At 70.9% G+C, this 20106-nt stretch carries 14 protein-coding genes and 2 pseudogenes; 1 reads left to right on the top strand and 15 read right to left on the bottom strand.

Translation table 11 applies throughout. From position 1 onward, the window contains the following. The 13 genes and pseudogenes from ACZ6JS_RS05280 to folC all read right to left on the bottom strand — a co-directional run. A pseudogene (locus tag ACZ6JS_RS05280) lies at positions 1-603 on the bottom strand (ribonuclease E/G); the annotation flags it as partial. A 234-nt stretch (positions 604-837) separates the two neighbouring features. Further along, positions 838-1617: a TIGR03936 family radical SAM-associated protein gene (locus ACZ6JS_RS05275; protein ID WP_469296408.1), complete on the bottom strand. Its 780-nt coding sequence runs from the start codon at positions 1615-1617 to the stop codon at positions 838-840. 110 nt (positions 1618-1727) lie between these two features. Then, the gene (locus ACZ6JS_RS05270; protein ID WP_469295902.1) at positions 1728-2813 is read right to left on the bottom strand and encodes a hypothetical protein; all 1086 of its coding nucleotides are present in this window, start codon (positions 2811-2813) and stop codon (positions 1728-1730) included. Between the two features lie 75 nt (positions 2814-2888). Beyond that, positions 2889-4814, bottom strand: coding sequence for a TIGR03960 family B12-binding radical SAM protein (locus tag ACZ6JS_RS05265; protein ID WP_469295900.1), 1926 nt, complete (start codon positions 4812-4814; stop codon positions 2889-2891). Positions 4815-4887: 73 nt separating this feature from the next. After that, on the bottom strand, positions 4888-6408 hold the full coding sequence (locus ACZ6JS_RS05260) for a CYTH and CHAD domain-containing protein (protein WP_469295898.1): 1521 nt from the start codon (positions 6406-6408) through the stop codon (positions 4888-4890). 49 nt (positions 6409-6457) lie between these two features. Beyond that, positions 6458-7657, bottom strand: coding sequence for a rod shape-determining protein RodA (gene rodA, locus ACZ6JS_RS05255; RefSeq protein ID WP_469295897.1), 1200 nt, complete (start codon positions 7655-7657; stop codon positions 6458-6460). A 15-nt stretch (positions 7658-7672) separates the two neighbouring features. Further along, the gene (gene mrdA, locus ACZ6JS_RS05250; protein ID WP_469295895.1) at positions 7673-9844 is read right to left on the bottom strand and encodes a penicillin-binding protein 2; all 2172 of its coding nucleotides are present in this window, start codon (positions 9842-9844) and stop codon (positions 7673-7675) included. A 13-nt stretch (positions 9845-9857) separates the two neighbouring features. Next, a complete protein-coding gene (gene mreD, locus ACZ6JS_RS05245; protein WP_469295893.1) occupies positions 9858-10565 on the bottom strand; it encodes a rod shape-determining protein MreD in 708 nt (235 codons plus the stop codon). 13 nt (positions 10566-10578) lie between these two features. Next, the gene (gene mreC / locus ACZ6JS_RS05240) at positions 10579-11526 is read right to left on the bottom strand and encodes a rod shape-determining protein MreC (protein WP_469295891.1); all 948 of its coding nucleotides are present in this window, start codon (positions 11524-11526) and stop codon (positions 10579-10581) included. 132 nt (positions 11527-11658) lie between these two features. Then, the gene (locus tag ACZ6JS_RS05235; RefSeq protein WP_008738981.1) at positions 11659-12678 is read right to left on the bottom strand and encodes a rod shape-determining protein; all 1020 of its coding nucleotides are present in this window, start codon (positions 12676-12678) and stop codon (positions 11659-11661) included. 295 nt (positions 12679-12973) lie between these two features. Next, positions 12974-13384, bottom strand: coding sequence for a nucleoside-diphosphate kinase (gene ndk / locus ACZ6JS_RS05230; RefSeq protein ID WP_030027161.1), 411 nt, complete (start codon positions 13382-13384; stop codon positions 12974-12976). A 99-nt stretch (positions 13385-13483) separates the two neighbouring features. Then, a complete protein-coding gene (locus tag ACZ6JS_RS05225) occupies positions 13484-13852 on the bottom strand; it encodes a DUF4233 domain-containing protein (RefSeq protein ID WP_469295890.1) in 369 nt (122 codons plus the stop codon). A 2-nt stretch (positions 13853-13854) separates the two neighbouring features. Next, positions 13855-15390 (bottom strand): bifunctional tetrahydrofolate synthase/dihydrofolate synthase, encoded by a 1536-nt coding sequence (gene folC, locus ACZ6JS_RS05220; RefSeq protein ID WP_469295888.1) that lies wholly within the window; start codon positions 15388-15390, stop codon positions 13855-13857. Between the two features lie 117 nt (positions 15391-15507). Here folC and ACZ6JS_RS05215 point away from each other — a divergent pair. Then, a pseudogene (locus ACZ6JS_RS05215) lies at positions 15508-15927 on the top strand (rod shape-determining protein); the annotation flags it as partial. 51 nt (positions 15928-15978) lie between these two features. Here ACZ6JS_RS05215 and ACZ6JS_RS05210 read toward each other — a convergent pair. Together ACZ6JS_RS05210 and ACZ6JS_RS05205 are read right to left on the bottom strand one after the other, a co-directional pair. Further along, positions 15979-17157: a sensor histidine kinase gene (locus tag ACZ6JS_RS05210; RefSeq protein ID WP_469295886.1), complete on the bottom strand. Its 1179-nt coding sequence runs from the start codon at positions 17155-17157 to the stop codon at positions 15979-15981. Positions 17158-17459: 302 nt separating this feature from the next. Further along, entirely contained in the window at positions 17460-20081 is a 2622-nt protein-coding gene (locus ACZ6JS_RS05205) for a valine--tRNA ligase (protein WP_469295884.1), read from the bottom strand. Positions 20082-20106 lie beyond the last annotated feature (25 nt).

Raw genomic sequence — 20106 nt, 5'->3', positions numbered from 1 at the left:
ACGCGGAGCCGGAGCGGCCTCCTCGACAACCGGGGCGGCAGCCTCGGCGGCAGCCGGAGCATCCACAACCGGAACCTCGGCAGCCTCGGCGGCCGGGGCGGCCACGGCGCGGGTCGCCCGGCGACGGGCACGCGGAGCCGGAGCGGCCTCCTCGACAACCGGGGCGGCAGCCTCGGCGGCAGCCGGAGCATCCACAACCGGAACCTCGGCAGCCTCGGCGGCCGGAGCGGCCACGGCGCGGGTCGCCCGGCGACGGGCACGCGGAGCCGGAGCCGCAGCGGACTCCTCCACGACCGGGGCGGCAGCCTCGGCGAGCGGGGTCTCGGCGGCGGGCTCGACGACGACGGCCTCCACGGCCTGGGTCTTCGGAGCTGCCACGGCGCGGGTCGCGCGGCGGCGGGGACGGGCGGGTGCGGCGGCCGGAGCGGCCTCCTCGACGGGGGCGGGCTCCGCCGCTTCAGTCACCTCGGCGGCAGGGGTGCCGCCGGGCGGACCGGCCGGCCGGGAAGCGGCACGGCGACGCCTGCGCGGCGGCAGGTTGTCGCTGGGGCTGCCGCTGTCGGCGCCGGCGGGGGTGGTGGTGTCGTTTTCGTTGTTGAGCATTGCGGGCGGTTCTCCCGTCACGCTCCCGGGCGCCGCGGCTGACTTCCGGTCCGGCACGGCTCCGCACGATGCGCGGAGCCGGCCTCCGGGGCGCGTTCGCCACACGGGAGCTGTAGTCCATGGCCGCCGGTTCCGTACGTGTTGGTCCGTACGGCCTGGCGGAAGTCTTCAGGTCTGTACGCGGCCCGACCCAGGTGGCTCCCGAGTACCAGGGCTGCGCGACGACGACGATCCCTACGCGGCGGGACCTTCCGGCGCCTTCGCGTCGGCGGTCACGGCGACCGTGGGTGGGGCGGCCGTGTCTGCCTCGCGGTCGGGCGCGAGCGGGTCGGTCACCGTGCCGGACTCCTCGTCGAAGAGCCCCTGCGCCAGCCTGGTCACCGCAGAGGGGACCGGCGGCGCCAGGTCGGCCACAGCTCGGAGACCGGACAGGACGTCGTCGGGTCGCACGGCAGGTGTCAGATGCCGAACAACCAGCCGCAGTATCGCACAGGCATTGTCCAGTGGCCTATCAGCCGGCGCCGGAAGCGCTTCGAGGCTGACGACCGCGCCGCGGGTGTCGAAGGTCCGCACGCCGTTCTTGGTCTTGCGCTGCACCTCGACGGTCTCGGCGGCGAGGAAGGCCGTCACAGCCCGCTCGGCCTCGGCGGGCTCCACGCCGTCCAGGCGCATCTCCCACACGGAGGCGGTCAGCCGGTCGGCCAGGCCCGAGGTGCGTGCCTCGACGGCGTCGATGATGTCGAGTCCGGCCGGCATCGACTCGTCGAGCAGCTCGCGGAGCTTCTCGGGGTCGCGCGGCGCGGCGAGGCCGATCTCCAGGTATTCGGCCTCGCTGCCGGTCCCGGTCGGGGCGGCGTTCGCGTAACTGACGCGCGGGTGCGGGGTGAAGCCCGCCGAGTACGCCATGGGCACCTCGGCGCGGCGCAGGGCCCGCTCGAAGGCGCGCTGGAAGTCGCGGTGGCTGGTGAACCGGAGGCGGCCGCGCTTGGTGTAGCGCAGTCGAATGCGCTGCACCACCGGTGCGGGAGGCGGGCCTTCGGGCTGTCGCTTGCCCAGTGGTTCTTCTCCTTGTGCGGGGCTCCGCGGCTCGCGCTTCGCCCTGAGGTCTGTCGACCCGCTCCGGCTCACCCCTGCCGTCGGGGCAGGGAGATCTCGTCTGCGGGTGCCGCGTCGGCGGCTGTCGTACTACCCAGAGTACGCGCCCGTGACCTCGCCGGTTCCACGGGAGGAGTACCGAAGAGCGCACGGCGCACGGTGGCCCGTGCCTCGCGGACGGCCGCGCGGCCCGTACGCCAGGCGCCCCGCGCGGCGTGTCCGACGGGGGTGAGGACGTGCCGGTACACCCGGGAGGCGGGCCACCCGACCAGCACCCAGCCGATCCACTTGAGCCCGCGCCACAGGGCGCCGGCGATCCGCCCGGCCACGTGCCAGGCCCAGACGAGGACCTGTCCGACCGGCGTGAGGAGATAGCGGTACGAGGCGACCGCGAGCCATACGATGCCGAGCCCGACGGGTCGCACGAGGTACCGGTACGAGGCGACCGCGAGCAGTACGAGACCCAGCCCGACGGGCCTCAGCAGGTACCGGAAAACCGCGACCGCCAGCCAGACGAGGCCGTGGCCGACGGGGGTGAGGACGTAGCGGTGGACCACGGCGGCGAGCCAGGCCACGGCACGGCCGACCGGCGCGAGCACGTAGCGCCACAGCGCGACCCACGGCCAGACGAACAGCGTCATGCCGATGGCCCATCCGATCCGGCCGACGCCCTTGGCGAGGGGCGCGAGCAGGTAGCGCATGCCGCCGCGGCCGAGCCGGGCCAGCGCCTCCCCGACCGGACGCAGCACACAGGCGGCCAGGAACCGCCCGGCCGGTGCCAGCGCCCGGCCGTACAGGCCCCGCCACACCCACGCCAGCCCCTGCCCGACCGGACCGAGCACGTACCGCCACAACCCGAGCCACGGCCACACGAACACCAGCTTGAGGAGGGTGGTCAGCAGCCATCCCAGCGCACGGAGCAGGGGCTCGACGACATGGACGTACAGCGGCCCGAGGACGTGCCGGTGCACGGCCCGGGCCGCGGCGGTCACAAGCTCCCACACCACTCGTACGGGCAGTACGACAAGTACGGCGACGATCTTCACGGCGATCCTGATGACGCCCACCAGGCACCCGTCGCCGCTGCCGGCGGGAGACCGCTTGTCCATTTCCATGCAGTGGAGGACACGACGGAGGCCCCCACCCGTTGCGGGCGGGGGCCTCTCGTGACCCAAGGGTTACGTCGCCGGCTACTTCACGACCGACAGCGGCAGGAGCTTCTTGCCGGTCGGGCCGATCTGGATCTCGGTCTGCATCTGAGGGCAGACGCCGCAATCGAAGCACGGCGTCCAGCGGCAGTCGTCGACCTCGGTCTCGTCCAGGGCGTCCTGCCAGTCCTCCCAGAGCCAGTCCTTGTCGAGACCGGAGTCCAGGTGGTCCCAGGGCAGGACCTCCTCGTAGGTGCGCTCGCGCGTGGTGTACCAGGCCACGTCCACGCCGTAGGCGGGCAGCGTCTTCTCCGCGGCCTGCATCCAGCGGTCGTAGCTGAAGTGCTCGCGCCAGCCGTCGAAGCGGCCTCCGTCCTCGTAGACGGCGCGGATGACGTCCCCGATGCGGCGGTCACCGCGTGAGAGGAGGCCCTCCACGATGCCCGGCTTGCCGTCGTGGTAGCGGAAGCCGATGGAGCGGCCGTACTTCTTGTCGCCGCGGATCTTGTCGCGGAGCTTGCCCAGGCGGGCGTCCGTCTCCTCGGCCGACAGCTGCGGCGCCCACTGGAACGGGGTGTGCGGCTTGGGCACGAACCCGCCGATGGACACCGTGCAGCGGATGTCGTTCTGGCCGGAGACCTCGCGGCCCTTGGCGATGACGTTGACGGCCATGTCGCCGATCTGGAGCACGTCCTCGTCGGTCTCGGTGGGCAGGCCGCACATGAAGTACAGCTTCACCTGGCGCCAGCCGTTGCCGTAGGCGGTGGCGACGGTCCGGATCAGGTCCTCCTCCGAGACCATCTTGTTGATGACCTTGCGCATGCGCTCGGAGCCGCCCTCGGGGGCGAAGGTCAGACCGGACCGGCGACCGTTGCGGGTCAGCTCGTTGGCCAGGTCCACGTTGAAGGCGTCCACGCGGGTCGACGGCAGGGACAGGCCCACCTTGTCGTCCGAGTAGCGGTCCGCCAGGCCCTTGGCGATGTCGGCGATCTCGGTGTGGTCCGCGGAGGACAGCGAGAGCAGGCCGACCTCCTCGAAGCCGGTCGCCTTGAGACCCTTCTCGACCATCTCGCCGATGCCGGTGATGCTTCGCTCCCGCACGGGGCGCGTGATCATGCCGGCCTGGCAGAAACGGCAGCCGCGGGTGCAGCCGCGGAAGATCTCGACGGACATGCGCTCGTGGACGGTCTCCGCGAGCGGGACGAGGGGCTGCTTGGGGTACGGCCACTCGTCGAGGTCCATGACGGTGTGCTTGGACACGCGCCAGGGCACGCCGGACCGGTTGGGTACGACGCGGCCGATACGGCCGTCCGGCAGGTACTCGACGTCGTAGAAGCCGGGGACGTAGACGTTGCCGGTCTTGGCGAGACGGAGGAGGACCTCCTCGCGGCCGCCCGGCCGGCCCTCGGCCTTCCAGGTGCGGATGATCTCGGTCATGTCGAGGACGGCCTGCTCGCCGTCGCCGATGACCGCGCAGTCGATGAACTCCGCGATCGGCTCCGGGTTGAAGGCCGCGTGGCCGCCCGCGAGGACGATCGGGTGGTCCACCGTGCGGTTCCGGGCCTCCAGCGGGATGCCCGCGAGGTCCAGGGCCGTGAGCATGTTGGTGTAGCCCAGCTCCGTGGAGAAGGACAGGCCGAACACGTCGAAGGCCGAGACGGGGCGGTGGCTGTCCACGGTGAACTGGGGCACCTTGTGCTCGCGCATCAGTTCTTCGAGGTCCGGCCAGACGCTGTAGGTGCGCTCGGCGAGGACGCCCTCGCGCTCGTTGAGCACCTCGTAGAGGATCATGACGCCCTGGTTGGGCAGCCCGACTTCGTATGCGTCCGGGTACATGAGGGCCCAGCGGACGTCACAGCTCTCCCACTCCTTCACCGTGGAGTTGAGTTCACCGCCGACGTACTGGATGGGCTTCTGCACGTGCGGAAGCAGGGCCTCAAGCTGAGGGAAGACCGACTCGGTCATCACGCGACTTTCGTGAAGCGGGCAGGGGGCAGCTATCTAGCGTACCCCGATGGCTCAGCCGCCCCCACCCGCATGATCACTGCAGGGCCGACCGCAGGGCGGGGGCCGAGGCCTTCGCCCAGAGGTCCGGAAGCTCCCGCTCGCGCCGCTCGGCCAGGGCCTCCTCGCGGCCGTAGAGCACGCCCCAGGTGAAGGCGGACTCCCCGGCGTCGGCAGCCTGGGCCGAGAGGCCGCGCAGGGCGTCGCGGGCCACGACGCTGTCCTGGTGGTCGCCGAGCAGGGTCTGGACCTTCTTCACGGCCTTGGCCAGGCGTTTCGCGGGCTTGCCGAGTTCGGGCTCGGCCGACTCCGCCGCGTACCGGACGCGCTTGGCCGCCTTGCGGGCCTCGTGCAGGGCGACGTCCCGCTCCTTGCCTGCGTCGAGGGCGAGGGCGCCGTCGATCCGGGTGGCAAGGCGCGCGTAGTCGCGGAGCACCGCCTTCGGGAGGACCTTCTTCGGGGACTTGGCTGCGCCGTCGAGCAGCGGGGGCGCATCCAGCACGGCGTCGAGGGAGTTCAGCAGGGTGACGTAGCGGTCGCTGTCGAGCGCGGCCAGGGCCCTGCGGCGCGAGCCGGAGCGCCGGCCCGTGTTCCATGTCCGCAGCCGGCTGCGGACGGGGCCGGTCAGCAGAGTGCGGGGCAGTTCGGCGAGCTGGGCCTGGAGCCGCTCCATCAGGACCTCCTGGTCCCGGTCGACCCCGAGTTCGGCGGCCAGCCAGCGCAGCTCCTCGCCGACCGGGTCGGTGACCTCGCGGTCCAGGACCTTGCGGTACGTCTTGAAGGCGCTGCGCAGCCGGCGGGTGGCGACGCGCATCCGGTGGACGGAGTCCGGCAGGTTCCGCCGTACGGCCGGGTCCTGGGCGACGAGGGCGTCGCGCTGCTCGGCCAGGTACGCGACCACGTGCGCGCCGGCGGTGCCCTCGGGGCCGCCTCCGACGGGCCGGGCCGGGGGCTCGGCGCCGGTCTCCGCGAGGGCTCGGGCGAGTTTCGAGGGGGCGTCGCAGACCCTGAGCCCTGCCTTGCGGAAGGTCTTCTCGACGGCGTCGAGCAGGTCGGGGTCGACACCTTCGGCGAGTTCCACCTCGACCTCGGTCCAGGCGGCGGTGGCGTCGCCGCGCTCGGCCAGGACCTCGTCGGTGCTCAGTTCGGCGAGGAGTGCTCCGTCGGCGTCGAGCAGGTGGCTGACGCGGCGCGAGGAGACAAGCCGGACCTGCGGCCCGAGTCCGGCGTCGCGGACGCGGGAGCGCACGAGGGCGGCGAGGGCGGGTGGGACCGTGTCGCTGAGCTCGGCGCCGACCTCGTCGCGCACTCCCGGGGAGACGGGCAGTTTGAGGTGCCAGCCCTCGTCGGCGCCGCCCGTTCTGCGCCGCAGGGTGAGACCGTCGGCTGCGAGCCGCTGGTCGGGGGTGTCGTAGTAGACGGCGTCGAGGTCGATGGTGCCCTGGTCGGTGACGGCCGCGATCGCGGCCGTCCCCGTCAGGTCCGGCACCCCGCGCCGGGCAGATTTGGCCGTGGAGAACTCGAATTTGCGCTCGATCTCGCGCTTTGTGTCCGCCATATACCGAACTTAGTCCTGAACGGAACACGTCTGCAGGATGAAGGGAACATCAGGCTGACAATGGCCGCTGGACCTTGATCGACTGGAGGAGTCCGACCGCTATCCACACGGCGAACATCGACGAGCCTCCATAGGACACGAACGGCAGCGGAAGACCGGCGACGGGCATGATGCCGAGGGTCATCCCGATGTTCTCGAAGGACTGGAAGGCGAACCAGGCGATGATGCCGGCGCACACGATGGTCCCGTAGAGCTCGGTGGTCTCCCGGGCGATCACGCAGGCCCGCCAGAGGATGACGCCCAGCAGTACGAGGATCAGTCCGGCCCCGACGAAGCCGAGCTCCTCGCCGGCCACCGTGAAGACGAAGTCCGTCTGCTGCTCGGGCACGAACTGGCCGGTGGTCTGCGAACCCTTGAAGAGCCCGGAGCCGGTCAGGCCGCCGGAGCCGATCGCGATGCGCGCCTGGTTGGTGTTGTAGCCGACGCCGGCGGGGTCGAGCTCGGGGTTGGCGAAGGCCGCGAAGCGGTTGATCTGGTACTCGTCGAGCACGCCGAGCTGCCATATCAGGACGGCTCCGCCCACGCCGGAGGCGAGGAGGCCGATCACCCAGCGGTTGGAGGCCCCGGAGCCGAGCAGCACGCCGAGCACGATGACGACCATGACCATGACGGAGCCGAGGTCGGGCATCAGCATGACGATGCCCATCGGGGCGGCGGCCAGGCAGAGCGCCTTGACGACCGTGCGGTGGTCGGGATGGGCGAGGTCGCCCGCGTCCACCCGGGTGGCGAGCAGCATCGCCATGACCAGGATGATCGTGATCTTCACGAACTCGGACGGCTGGAGGGAGAATCCGCCGCCGATCACGATCCACGCGTGGGCGCCGTTGATGGTGGCGCCGAGCGGGGTCAGCACGGCGAGGATGAGCACGAGCGAGAGCCCGTAGAGGACGGGCACGGCGCCGCGCAGGGTGCGGTGGCCGAGCCAGATGGTGCCGATCATCAGCACGAGGCCGATGCCGGTGTTCAGGGCGTGCCGGGCGAGGAAGTAGTAGGGGTCGCCCTGGTTGAGGGTGGTCCTGTTGCGGGTGGCCGACCACACGAGCAGTGCGCCGAGGAAGGACAGGGCGAGCGAGGAGAGCAGGATCGGCCAGTCGAGGCGGCGCAGCACGGAGTCGCGGGCGGTGAGCTTGGCCATCGGACCGCGTTCGGGCGCGTACCGGGAGACGGAGAACTTGTTGGCGGTTGGCATGTCGGTATGGGGTCCTCAGTCGTGCCGTGTCGGGGGAGGCCCGGCGAGTGCCGGCGGTTCCAGTTCCTCCGGGGACGGCGGTACGTACGGCCGGATCTCGGGGGAGTCGATGGAGCCGTCGGGGTTGATCTTGGGCAGTTTCGCCTCCGGGGCCGGCAGCAGGGCCTTCTCGGGGTCCTGCTTCCCGTCCATGGTCAGACCGTAGAGGGCGTTGTAGAGGTTGCGGACGGCGGGGCCGGAGGCTCCGGATCCGGTGCCGCCCTGGGAGATCGTCATGACGATCGTGAAGTCCTTGGTGTAGGTGGCCAGCCACGAGGTGGTCTGCTTGCCGTAGACCTGGGCCGTACCCGTCTTCGCGTGCATCGGGATCTTGTCCTGGGGCCAGCCGCCGAAGCGCCAGGCGGCGGTGCCGCCGGGCTCGACGACCATGCGCAGGCCCTTGTCGAGGTCCGCGATGGTCTGGGCGGCGATGGGGAGCCTGCCGTGGGACTGGGGCTTGATCATCTCGATGCGCTTGCCGTCGGGGCTGATCACGGCCTTGCCGACGGTGGGGTTGTAGAGGGTGCCGCCGTTGCTGATGGCGGAGTAGGCGGTGGCCATCTGGATGGGGGTGACGAGGACGTCGCCCTGGCCGATGGCGAAGTTGATGCTGTCGTACGCCTTGAGCTGGTTGCCTTCGAGGCAGCTCTCGTAGGCGATCTGCTCGACGTAGGTCCCGCCCCTTTTGCCCTGCTTGCACCAGGAGTTCTTGTTGGCCGCCCAGAAACTCTGCTTCCAGTGGCGGTCGGGGATGCGGCCCTTGACCTCGTTGGGCAGGTCGATCCCGGTTTCGGAGCCGAGGCCGAACTCGCGGGCGGTCCGGTAGAACCAGTCGTGGGCGTCCTTCTTGGGGCTGAGGCCTCCGTCGCGCTGCCACTCCTTGTGCCCGAGGGCGTAGAAGACGGTGTTGCAGGAGAACTTGAGGGCTTCGCCGAGGGTGATGGGGCCGTGCCCCTTGGACTCGAAGTTCGCGAAGCTGCGGCCGCCGAGGCTGTAGGAGCTGCTGCAGTTGTACTTGTCGTTGAACTTGTAGCCGGCCCGGACGGCCGCGCTCGCGGAGACAACCTTGAAGATGGAGCCGGCGGGGGCCATGCCCTGGATGGCCCGGTTGAGGAGCGGGTAGTTGGAGCTCTTGCTGGTGAGCCTGGCGTAGTCCGCGCCGGAGATGCCGCCGACCCAGGCGTTGGGGTCGTAGTCGGGCTGGGAGGCCATCGCGACGATGCGGCCGGTCTTGGCCTCCATGACGACGACGGCGCCCGAGTCGGCCTCGTACTTGCGGCCGGTGATGTTGTCGGTCTCGTTGCGGACGACCTTCATCGCCTGCTGGAGCTCGAACTCGGCGACGGCCTGGACGCGGGCGTCGATGCTGGTGATGAGCGTGGATCCGGCGATTCCCGGGTCCGACCTGGTCTGGCCCATGACCCGGCCGAGGTTGTCGACCTCGTACGAGGTGACCTGCGCCTTGCCGCGCAGCTCCCGGTCGTAGGTGCGCTCGATCCCGGAGCGGCCCACCTGGTCGGACCGCAGGTGCGGGGAGTCGGTGTCCTTGGCCTTCTGGATCTCGTCGTCGGTGACGGGCGAGAGGTAGCCGAGCACCTGTGAGGTGCGGGCGCCGCCGGGGGCCGGGTAGCGGCGCACGGCAGTGGGCTCCGCGGTGATGCCGGGGAACTCCTCCGGGCGTTCGCGCAGCTGGAGCGCCTGCTGGGTGGTTGCCTCGAGGGTGACCGGGATCGGCTGGTACGGGGAGCCGTTCCAGCAGGGCTTGGGTGTCTGGGAGTCGCAGAGCCGGACCTTGTCCATGACCTCCTTGGGGGTCATGTCCAGGACGTCGGCGAGGCGGGTCATGACGCCCTTGCCCTTGTCCTTCATCTTCATCAGCGCGGTGCGGCTGGCGGAGACGACCAGGCGGGTCTCGTTGTCGGCGAGCGGGACCCCGCGGGCGTCGAGGATCGAGCCGCGCACCGCGGGCTGGACGACCCGCTGGACGTGGTTGCTCTTGGCCTCGTGGTAGTACTCCGCGCCGTTGCGGATCTGGAGGAACCAGAGCCGGCCGCCGAGGGTGACGAGCATCGAGAAGACGAGGACCTGCATGATGACGAGCCTGATCTGCACCCGGGAGGTGCGGCCGGTCTCCGGGACGTTGGTCACGTCTGCTCCTCCCTCACAGCTTCTTGACGCTCTTCACACCCTTGGCCGGCTTGATGCCCTTTATGCGGACCGCCTTGTTGGCGCGGGACCGCGCGGTCTTCAGGCGCAGGCCGCCGCGCTGGCTGCCGATGCGCAGGCCGGTACCGCCGGCGAGCCAGCCGGCGGAGACGTCGGCGGCCTTGTTGGAGGGGCCGCCGCCGGCCTCGACTGCCATCGGGTCGTTCTCGGCCCGTCGGGCCAGCGCCATGATCCACGGGACGGTGAAGGGCGCGAGCAGCAGGTCGTAGAGGGTGGCGGTGAACACCAGCCCGGTCAGGCCCACGTGGCGGGCGGCGGTGTCGCCGACGAGGGCGCCCACGCTCGCGTAGAGCAGGGTGGAGCCGATCGCGGCGGCGACGACGGTCAGCATCGGGCCCCAGGCGGAACGGAACCGCCCGCCGTCGGGGCGGACCAGGCCGGCGACGTAGCCGATGACGCACAGGACGAGCGCGTACCGCCCGGCCGCGTGGTCGGCGGGCGGCGCCAGGTCGGCGAGGAGTCCGGCTCCGAAGCCGATGAGCGCGCCGCTGACGTGCCCGTACACGAGTGCGAGGGAGACGACGGTGAGGAGCAGCAGGTCGGGTACGGCGCCGGGCAGTTGGAGCCGGCCCAGGACGGTGACCTGGATGACGAGGGCGACCACGACGAGCGTGGCCGAGAGCAGGATCCGGTTGAAGCGCATGCGGGGTCGGCTCCTAGTCGTCGGCCGGCTGGGCGAGCGGGCTGGCGGACCCGGACGGGGTGACCGTGACGGTGACCGTCGGGGTGGGCTTGGGGGCCTCGGGCTTGGGCGGCAGGACGGCGTCGCGGGGGTCCTCGCGCGGCGGCATCACCACGACGCCGACGATGTCCAGGCGCGAGAAGCCGACGAACGGACGCACCCATACGGTGCGGGTCAGGTCGCCGCGCGAGGGGTCGACCTTGACGACCTCTCCGATCGGGACGCCGGGCACGAAGGGCTTGTTGCCGCGCGAACCGAAGGTGACGAGGCGGTCGCCGGGGCTGACCTTCGCCTTGCCGTTGAGCATCTGGACGGACAGGGCGCGGTCGCCCTGTCCGGTGGCGAAGCCGAGTTCGCCGGTCTTCTCCAGGCGCGTGCCGACGGTGAAGTCGGGGTCGTTGGCGAGGACGACGGTGGCGGTGTCGGGGCCGACGGTGGTGACGCGGCCGACGAGCCCGTCGCCGTTGAGGACGGTCATGTCGCGTTCGATGCCGTCCTTGCTTCCGGCGTCGATGGTGACGGTCCAGGAGAAGCCCTGGGCCGCTCCTATGGCGATGACCTCGGCGCCCTTGATGCCGTACTGTCCGGCGCCGGCCCGCTTGAGCATCTCGTCGAGCTCGTGGATGCGGCTGCGGGTCTGGTCCTCGCTGCCGAGCTTGGCCTTGAGGGCCGCGTTCTCGCGCTCCAGCGTGGCGATGCGGTTGTGGCGCTCCCCGGAGTCCCTTACGGCCCCTATGGCGTTGGCGACCGGATCGACCGCGGTCGCCACACCTTCCTCGACCGGCCCGAAGACCGCCGCGGCGGCCTGCCGGGCACCGTCGACCGGTGACTCCTCGCCTGCCCTGATGTCCACCGTGATCAACGCGAACGCGATGGCGATCAGAAGCACCAGGAGCAGCCGGCTTTCTCGTGTGTCCCTCACGTGCGGCGGCCGTGCCTTCCTCGTCGGAATTCTCTTTGCCTGTATATCAACGATCCGCCGCACGGGCCCGGTAGCACCCGTACGGCGGATCCTTGTGTTCCGCTTGGCCTCTCCCTGGCGGGAGGGGTGTTGTCAGCGACGGGGCTGCGCGTCCAGGACCTGCTGGAGGGCCTCGAACTCCTCCACGCACTTGCCGGAGCCGAGCGCGACGGAGTCGAGGGGGTCCTCGGCGATGTGGATCGGCATGCCGGTCTCCCGGCGCAGCCGCTCGTCGAGGCCGCGGAGCAGGGCGCCGCCGCCGGTCAGGACGATGCCGCGGTCCATGATGTCGCCGGACAGCTCCGGCGGGCACTTGTCGAGCGTGGTCTTGACCGCGTCGACGATGGCGTTGACCGGCTCCTCGATGGCCTTGCGCACCTCGGCGGCCGAGATGACGACCGTCTTGGGCAGGCCCGAGACCAGGTCGCGGCCGCGGATCTCGGTGTGCTCGTCCTTGTCGAGGTCGTAGGCGGAGCCGATGGTGATCTTGATCTGTTCGGCCGTCCGCTCACCGAGGAGGAGCGAGTACTCCTTCTTGATGTGCTGGATGATGGCGTTGTCGAGCTCGTCGCCGGCCACCCGGATGGACTGTGCCGTGACGATTCCGCCGAGGGAGATGACGGCGACCTCGGTGGTGCCGCCGCCGATGTCCACGACCATGTTGCCGGTGGCCTCGTGGACGGGCAGGCCCGAGCCGATGGCGGCGGCCATGGGCTCTTCGATGATGTGCACCTGGCGGGCGCCGGCCTGCGTGGACGCCTCGATGACGGCGCGGCGCTCGACTCCCGTGATGCCGGAGGGAACGCAGACCACGACGCGCGGGCGGGCCAGGTAGCGGCGCTTGTGGATCTTGAGGATGAAGTACCGGAGCATACGCTCGGTGATCTCGAAGTCGGCGATCACGCCGTCCTTGAGGGGCCGTACGGCGACGATGTTGCCGGGCGTGCGCCCGATCATCTTCTTCGCCTCGGAGCCGACCGCCAGGATGCCGCCGGTGTTCGTGTTGATGGCGACCACGGACGGCTCGTTCAGGACGATCCCCCGGCCCCTCACGTACACCAGCGTGTTGGCGGTCCCGAGGTCGATCGCCATGTCACGGCCGATGAACGACATGTTGTTCCCCTTGTTCCCCATGAGGAGCGTCTGGCCTTCCAGTTGATAGCGGCTGCTGTCAGGTCGGCGAGGTGGGTGTGTGGGTGGAGGCCCCATCGTAGTGCCGGGGTGCGGACACCGCGCGACGGGACTCCGGCAATCCCGCCGGAATGGATACCCGCCCCCTCAGTGGTGACGACGTGTCCTGCCCAGGCGTTCCCGCTCGGGCCCGGAATTACCTGGGGGCGACCGAAATTACTTCGGTCGCCCCAGGTCATGAGCGCTATTCGGCTGATGTCTCGTCAGGAGGGACTGATCAGAGCGCGGGGAAGAAGAGCTTCAGCTCGCGCTCGGCGGACTCCTCCGAGTCCGAGGCGTGGATCAGGTTCTCGCGGGTGACGGTACCGAAGTCACCCCGGATGGAGCCGGGGGCCGCCGCGATCGGGTCGGTGGGTCCGGCCAGCTGGCGGACGCCCTCGATCACGCGCTCCCCCTCGACGACCAGGGCCACGACCGGGCCGCTGGACATGAAGCCCATGAGCGGCTCGTAGAACGGCTTGCCCTTGTGCTCGCCGTAGTGCGCCTCCAGCGTCTCCTGGTCGAGCGTGCGCAGCTCCAGTGCGGGAATGGTCCAGCCGGCCTTCCGCTCGATGCGGCCGATGATCTCGCCGACCAGGCCACGACGGACGGCGTCGGGCTTGAGCAGGACGAGGGTGCGCTGGGTCATGTTGCGGCTCCTTGCGGCATACGGGTGCGGTAGGGCGAATCTACAGGGCCGTCCGGGTCGGTCCCGCCCCCCGGGTGGCCCGGGGAACCCCCGGGTCCGTCAGACGGTGTCGGGCGCTCCGGACGCCGCGGGAGCCTCCTGCGCGGCGGCCCAGCGCTCCTTGATCGAGTCGATCTTCCGGCCGTAGTGCACGGAGCACCACCACAGGCCGGCGAACACCGCACCGAGGAAGAACATCGTCGGGACGACGAACCCGCTCGCGATCAGGCCGATCTGCAGGGCCCAGCCCAGCTGGACCGCCCCGGGGCGCGACAGCATGCCGCACAGCAGCACCGACAGCAGCATCGAGACCCCGCACACCGTCCAGACCGTGGCCTGGGTCAGATCCGGGTCCTTCATGGCGACCAGTCCCGCGAAGCCGATCACGAAGAACTCGCCGATCAGCGTGCTCGCACACAGCGTGCGCATCCTCAGCCCCTCTTCAGCAGCAGGCGGGCCTCGCCCACCGTGATCACGGAGCCGGTCACCAGGACCCCGGCCCCTCCGTACTCGGCCTCTTCCTCCGCCAGCGTGATCGCCGCCTCCAGGGCGTCGTCCAGCCGCGGCTCCACCTGCACCCGGTCCGGACCGAAGACCTCGACGGCGACGGCCGCCAGCTCGTCCGCGCCCATCGACCGGTGGCTGGAGTTCTGCGTGACCACGACCTCCGCGAAGATCGGCTCGAAGGCCTCCAGCACCCCGCGCACGTCCTTGTCCCCGCTCGCGGCCACGACGCCGATGAGCCGGCTGAAGCCGAACGCCTCGGTGACCGCTTCCGCGGTGACCGCCGCGCCCGCCGGGTTGTGCGCCGCGTCCAGGATCACCGTCGGGCTGCGCCGCACGACCTCCATGCGGCCGGGCGAGGTCACCGAGGCGAAGGCCTTGCGCACGGTGTCCACGTCCAGCACCCGGGCGTGCTGCCCGCCGACCCCGAAGAACGCCTCGACCGCGGCCAGCGCCACCGCCGCGTTGTGGGCCATGTGGGCGCCGTACAGCGGGAGGAAGATGCCGTCGTACTCGCCGCCCACGCCGCGCAGCGTCAGCTGCTGCCCGCCGACCGCGACCTCGCGCGAGACGACGCCGAACTCCATGCCCTCGCGGGCCACCGTCGCGTCGACCTCGACGGCCTTCTTCAGCAGCACCTGGGCCGCGTCCACCGGCTGCTGCGCCAGGATCACGGTCGCGTCCTGCTTGATGATGCCGCCCTTCTCCACTGCGATCTCACCGGGAGTGGAGCCGAGCCGGTCGGTGTGGTCCAGGCTGATCGGGGTGACCACGGCGACGGAGCCGTCGATGACATTGGTCGCGTCCCAGCTGCCGCCCATGCCGACCTCGACCACGGCCACGTCCACGGGGGCGTCCGCGAAGGCCGCGTAGGCCATCCCGGTGAGCACCTCGAAGAAGGACAGCCGGAACTCCTCGGCGGCGTCGACCATCTCCACGTAGGGCTTGACGTCGTGGTACGTCTCCACGAACCGCTCGGCCTCGATCGGCGCCCCGTCGAGGCTGATCCGCTCGGTGATCGACTGTACGTGCGGGCTGGTGTAGCGGCCGGTGCGCAGCTCGAAGGCGTTCAGCAGCGCCTCGATCATGCGGGCCGTGCTGGTCTTGCCGTTGGTCCCGGTGACATGGATGGAGGGGTACGCGCGCTGCGGCTCGCCCAGTACGTCCATCAGCGCCGCGATCCGCGACACCGAGGGCTCCAGCTTGGTCTCGCCCCAGCGGGTGGACAGCTCCTGCTCCACCTCCAGCAGCGCCTTGGCGACCTCCGGGTCGACCGGCCGGCCGGGCACCGGGTCCCCCTGGGGCGGCCCGGCCTGGGCGCGCAGGGTGCGGCTGCCGGCCTCGATCACCGCCAGGTCGGGGTCGCGGTCGGACTCTTCCGCCACGATCTGGTCGAACGCGTCGAAGGCACCGGCGAGGGCTTCGTCGTCGTGGTCGTGGTTCTCGGGCTGCTGGTCACTCACAGGGCCAGTCTACGGACGGCCGCCGGCAGGACTTTCGGCCCCGCCGTTTCAGGGCCTCCGGCGGCCGGCGCGACCGGATCGTTGTGCAAGCCCTGCCGGCAGCCCATTGGGGAGCAAATGCCGCAGGCCAGCAGCAACGAGACAGCATCCGGCCGCGCCACAGGCATCGGCCTGGCAACCGCCGGCACCCTCGTCTCCGCGCGGGCGCGCGGGATCGTCCTCGATGAGCCGTCCGTGGTCGCCGCCAAGGCGGTCCGCCTGACCGGGGAGCCGATGGCGGCGGCGATCGGCGCCGGACTGCCCGTGGCCGAGCCGCGCGGCTCCATGGTGGTGGTCGTCGCGGCGGTCCGCGGCACGCTGGAGGACTGCCCTCCGGAGCCGGCCGGGGAGGTGATGGAGCACGGCATCGTCCGGACCGGCGGCGGCGCCCTGCTGCCGGGGCTCGACCTGCGCATGACCTCCACGACCGGCATCCCGGTCTTCGTCGCCGACGACCCGCTGGACTGCGCGGTCCTGGGCTCGGGCCGCTGCGTGGAGGGCCTGGGCGGCCTGCTGACCCCGGGCCGGGGTCAGGGGGCGTCCGGCGGATCAGGCCCGGGCCTCATCCGCCGGACATCCCTCACCTCGCGGCAGGGTGGCGACCACCTCGTACGTGTCGTCCGTGCGGGTCGCCGTCAGCGTGCCCCCCAGGCTGTGGACGCGCTCGGACATGCTGGCCGTGCCGGATCCCGCCGAGACGGGGGCCCGGCCCGGGGTCCGGTCCGGCAGGGCGTTGCTGACGGCTATCCGCAGCCGCGGGCCGTCCGTCGCGATCGACACGTCGATGGTCTCCCCGTGCGCGTGCTTGGCGGCATTGGTCAGGCACTCCTGCACCACCCGGTAGACCGCCGCCTGCCGCAGCGGCGACAGGCCGTGAACGTCGTCGTCCATGGCCAGCCGGACGGGCGAACCGGCCCGTCCGCTCTCCTCCGCCAGCGCCTGCAGCCCGTCCACTCCCGGGGTCGCGGCCCGTTCACCCCGCTGCACGATGATCTCGTTGAGCACCAGATGGGCCCTGCGGGCGGTGTCGGCCAATTCCTCGAAGTCCTTGGCGTGCGCCGTCTCACGCGCCCGTACCGACAGCACCTCGGAACGTACCGTCAGCAAGGTCAGCTCCCGCCCGACGAAGTCGTGCACGTCGCGGGCGACGGAGGTCCGTTCCTGCTGGACGGCCCGGAAGACGGCGGACTCGGCCCGCCGGACGGTCAGCTCCCGCACCAGGTCGTGCCGGTAGGCGGCGATGCCCACCGCCGAGGCGAGCGCGCCGATGGGCACGACGATGCCGAGGAAGCCGCTGAGCGTCTGCCCGCGGGGCTCGGGCCAGCCCGGCACCCAGAACATCAGGAGCGCGAAGGCGATGTACCCGAGCGTCGCCAGGATGCCCGCCCGGCGCCCGCGGAAGCGGCCGATGGAGTAGAGCGCGAACTGGATCAGGGTCAGCTCGTGGAGCCATCCGATGAAGAGCAGCGCGGCCAGGTACGAGATCCAGGGCAGCCGGCGGCGCACCAGCAGCGTCGCGCAGCCCAGGGCGAGCACGACGGCTGCGGCGGGCCCGCTGAGCGAGTTGTCCGCGGCGGCCAGGCCCGGCAGGTCGAGGGCCATCAGCCCCAGGCAGCCGAGCGCGGTGAGCACGTCGACCGCTCGCGGTGAACCGGCCCAGGTGTCGGCCAGTCGGCGGCCGGCGGCCACGCAGCGGTGGAACACCGGGGCGACGGGCTTGACGTGCATGCCCTCCATCATCCGCGGTCGGTGGCGCGGATGAGATCCAACCAACAGAGAAACGGCGTGATCTAGGGCACTTCGGACAGGCCGGAGGTCCCGGCGGCGCGCGCCCCGCGCCCCTCCCCCGGGCCCGCCCCCGCTCCTGGCCTCACAGGAACGACGACCGGAACGACCGCCCACCGGGACACGGCCCGGCGCCTGCCGACCGGCGGCCTGATCGGCGCGCCGGCCTCGGGGCCTGCGTACGGCGAAGGCCCCCGCACCGGCGTCCGGTGCGGGGGCCTCGTCTCACTGATCCGCCGGGGCTGCTAGGCGGCCGGCAGGGACGCCAGCTGGGCCTGGATCCGGGCGATGTCCGCCTCGGCCTTGGCCAGCCGTCCCTTGATCTTGTCCACGACGTTGTCGGGGGCCTTGGCCAGGAAGGCCTCGTTCCCGAGCTTCGCCTCGGCCTGCTGCTTCTCCTTCTCGGCGGCCCCGAGGTCCTTGGTGAGGCGCTTGCGCTCGGCGTCCACGTCGATGGTCCCCGACAGGTCGAGCGCGACCGTGGCACCGGCGACCGGGAGGGTCGCGGTGGCGCTGAAGGACTCGCCCTCGGGCTGCAGCCGCAGCACCTGGCGGATGGCGGCCTCGTGGGCGGCCAGCACGGTGCCGGTCAGGTCCAGGCGCGCCGGGACCTTCTGCTTGTCGTCGAGGCCCTGCTCCTTGCGGAAGCGGCGGACCTCCTTGGTCAGCGTCTGGATGCTCCCGATCTCGGCCTCCGCGGCGTCGTCGCGGAAGCCGCTGTCCTGCGGCCAGTCGGCGACGACCAGCGACTCACCGCCGGTGAGGGTGGTCCACAGGGTCTCGGTGACGAACGGGACCACCGGGTGCAGCAGGCGCAGCATGACATCGAGGACCTCGCCGAGGACCCGCGCGGAGACCTTGGCCTGCTCACCGCCCGCGAAGAAGGTCGTCTTCGACAGCTCGACGTACCAGTCGAAGACCTCGTCCCACGCGAAGTGGTAGAGCGCCTCGCTGAGCTTCGAGAACTGGAAGTCCTCGTAGTACGCGTCGACCTGCGCGATCGTCTTGTTCAGGCGGGAGAGGATCCAGCGGTCGGTGGCCGACAGCTGCTCGGCCGGCGGCAGCGCGCCCTCGATCGTGGCGCCGTTCATCAGCGCGAAGCGCGTGGCGTTCCAGATCTTGTTGGCGAACTTGCTGGACGCCTGGACCCAGTCCTCGCCGATCGGGACGTCGGTGCCGGGGTTGGCGCCCTTGGCCAGGGTGAACCGGACGGCGTCGGAGCCGTACTTGTCCATCCAGTCCAGCGGGTCGACGACGTTGCCGAAGGACTTCGACATCTTCTTGCCGCGCTCGTCGCGGACCAGGCCGGTCAGCGCGATCGTCTTGAAGGGGACCTCGCCGTCCATGGCGTACAGGCCGAACATCATCATCCGGGCGACCCAGAAGAAGATGATGTCGTGGCCGGTGACCAGGACGTCGGTGGAGTAGAACTTCGCCAGGTCCGGGGTCTTCTCCGGCCAGCCGAGCGTGGAGAACGGCCACAGGCCGGAGGAGAACCAGGTGTCGAGGACGTCGGTGTCCTGCGTCCAGCCCTCGCCCGTCGGCGCCTCGTCGTCGGGACCGAGGCAGACGACCTCGCCGTCCGGGCCGTACCAGACCGGGATGCGGTGGCCCCACCACAGCTGGCGCGAGATGCACCAGTCGTTGAGGTTGTCGACCCAGTCGAAGTAGCGCTTCTCCATCTCCACCGGGTGGATCGCGACCCGGCCGTCGCGGACGGCGTCACCGGCGGCCTTGGCGAGGGTCTCGACCTTGACCCACCACTGCAGCGACAGGCGCGGCTCGACGGTGGTGCTGCAGCGCGAGCAGTGCCCGACGGAGTGCAGGTACGGGCGCTTCTCCGCGACGATGCGGCCCTGCTGGCGCAGCGCGCCGACGACAGCAGACCGGGCTTCGTAGCGGTCCAGGCCGAGGAAGGGGCCGTGGACGGTGATGACACCGTGCTCGTCCATGATCGTCAGGTTGGGCAGGCCGTGGCGCTGACCGATGGCGAAGTCGTTGGGGTCGTGCGCCGGGGTCACCTTGACGGCGCCGGTGCCGAACTCGGGGTCGACGTGCGTGTCCGCGACGACGGGGATGGTGCGGTCGGTCAACGGCAGCTTGATCTGCCTGCCGACGAGGTGCTTGTAGCGCTCGTCGTCCGGGTGGACGGCGACGGCGGTGTCGCCGAGCATCGTCTCGGCGCGGGTGGTGGCGACGACGAGGGTGTCCTCGCCCTCCCCGTACTGGATGGAGACGAGCTCGCCCGCGTCCTCCTGGTACTCCACCTCGATGTCGGAGATGGCCGTCAGACAGCGGGGGCACCAGTTGATGATGCGCTCGGCGCGGTAGATCAGGCCGTCGTCGTAGAGCTTCTTGAAGATGGTCTGGACGGCCTTCGACAGGCCCTCGTCCATGGTGAAGCGCTCACGGGACCAGTCGACGCCGTCGCCGAGGCGGCGCATCTGGCCGAGGATCTTGCCGCCGTATTCTTCCTTCCACTGCCAGACGCGCTCGACGAACGCCTCGCGGCCCAGGTCGTGGCGGGACTTGCCCTCCTCGGCGAGCTGCTGCTCGACCTTGTTCTGGGTGGCGATGCCGGCGTGGTCCATGCCGGGCAGCCACAGCGACTCGTAGCCCTGCATGCGCTTGCGGCGGGTGAGGGCGTCCATCAGCGTGTGCTGGAAGGCGTGGCCGAGGTGGAGGGAGCCGGTGACGTTCGGCGGCGGGATGACGATGGTGTACGGGGGCTTCTCGCTCGCCGGATCGGCCGTGAAGTACCCACGCTCCACCCAGCGCTCGTAGAGCTTCCCCTCTACATCGGCCGGCGTGTAGGCGGTCGGCAGTTCGGAGTCGGGGCTGCTGGGTGTCTGCGTGTTCTCGGTCACGGGGCCCAGTTTAGGGCCGTAACAG

It is taken from the genome of Streptomyces sp. NPDC046349, from assembly GCF_055587885.1.
The sequence above is the reverse complement of the archived record's forward strand: the minus strand, read 5'-3'. Positions and strand labels throughout refer to the sequence as shown.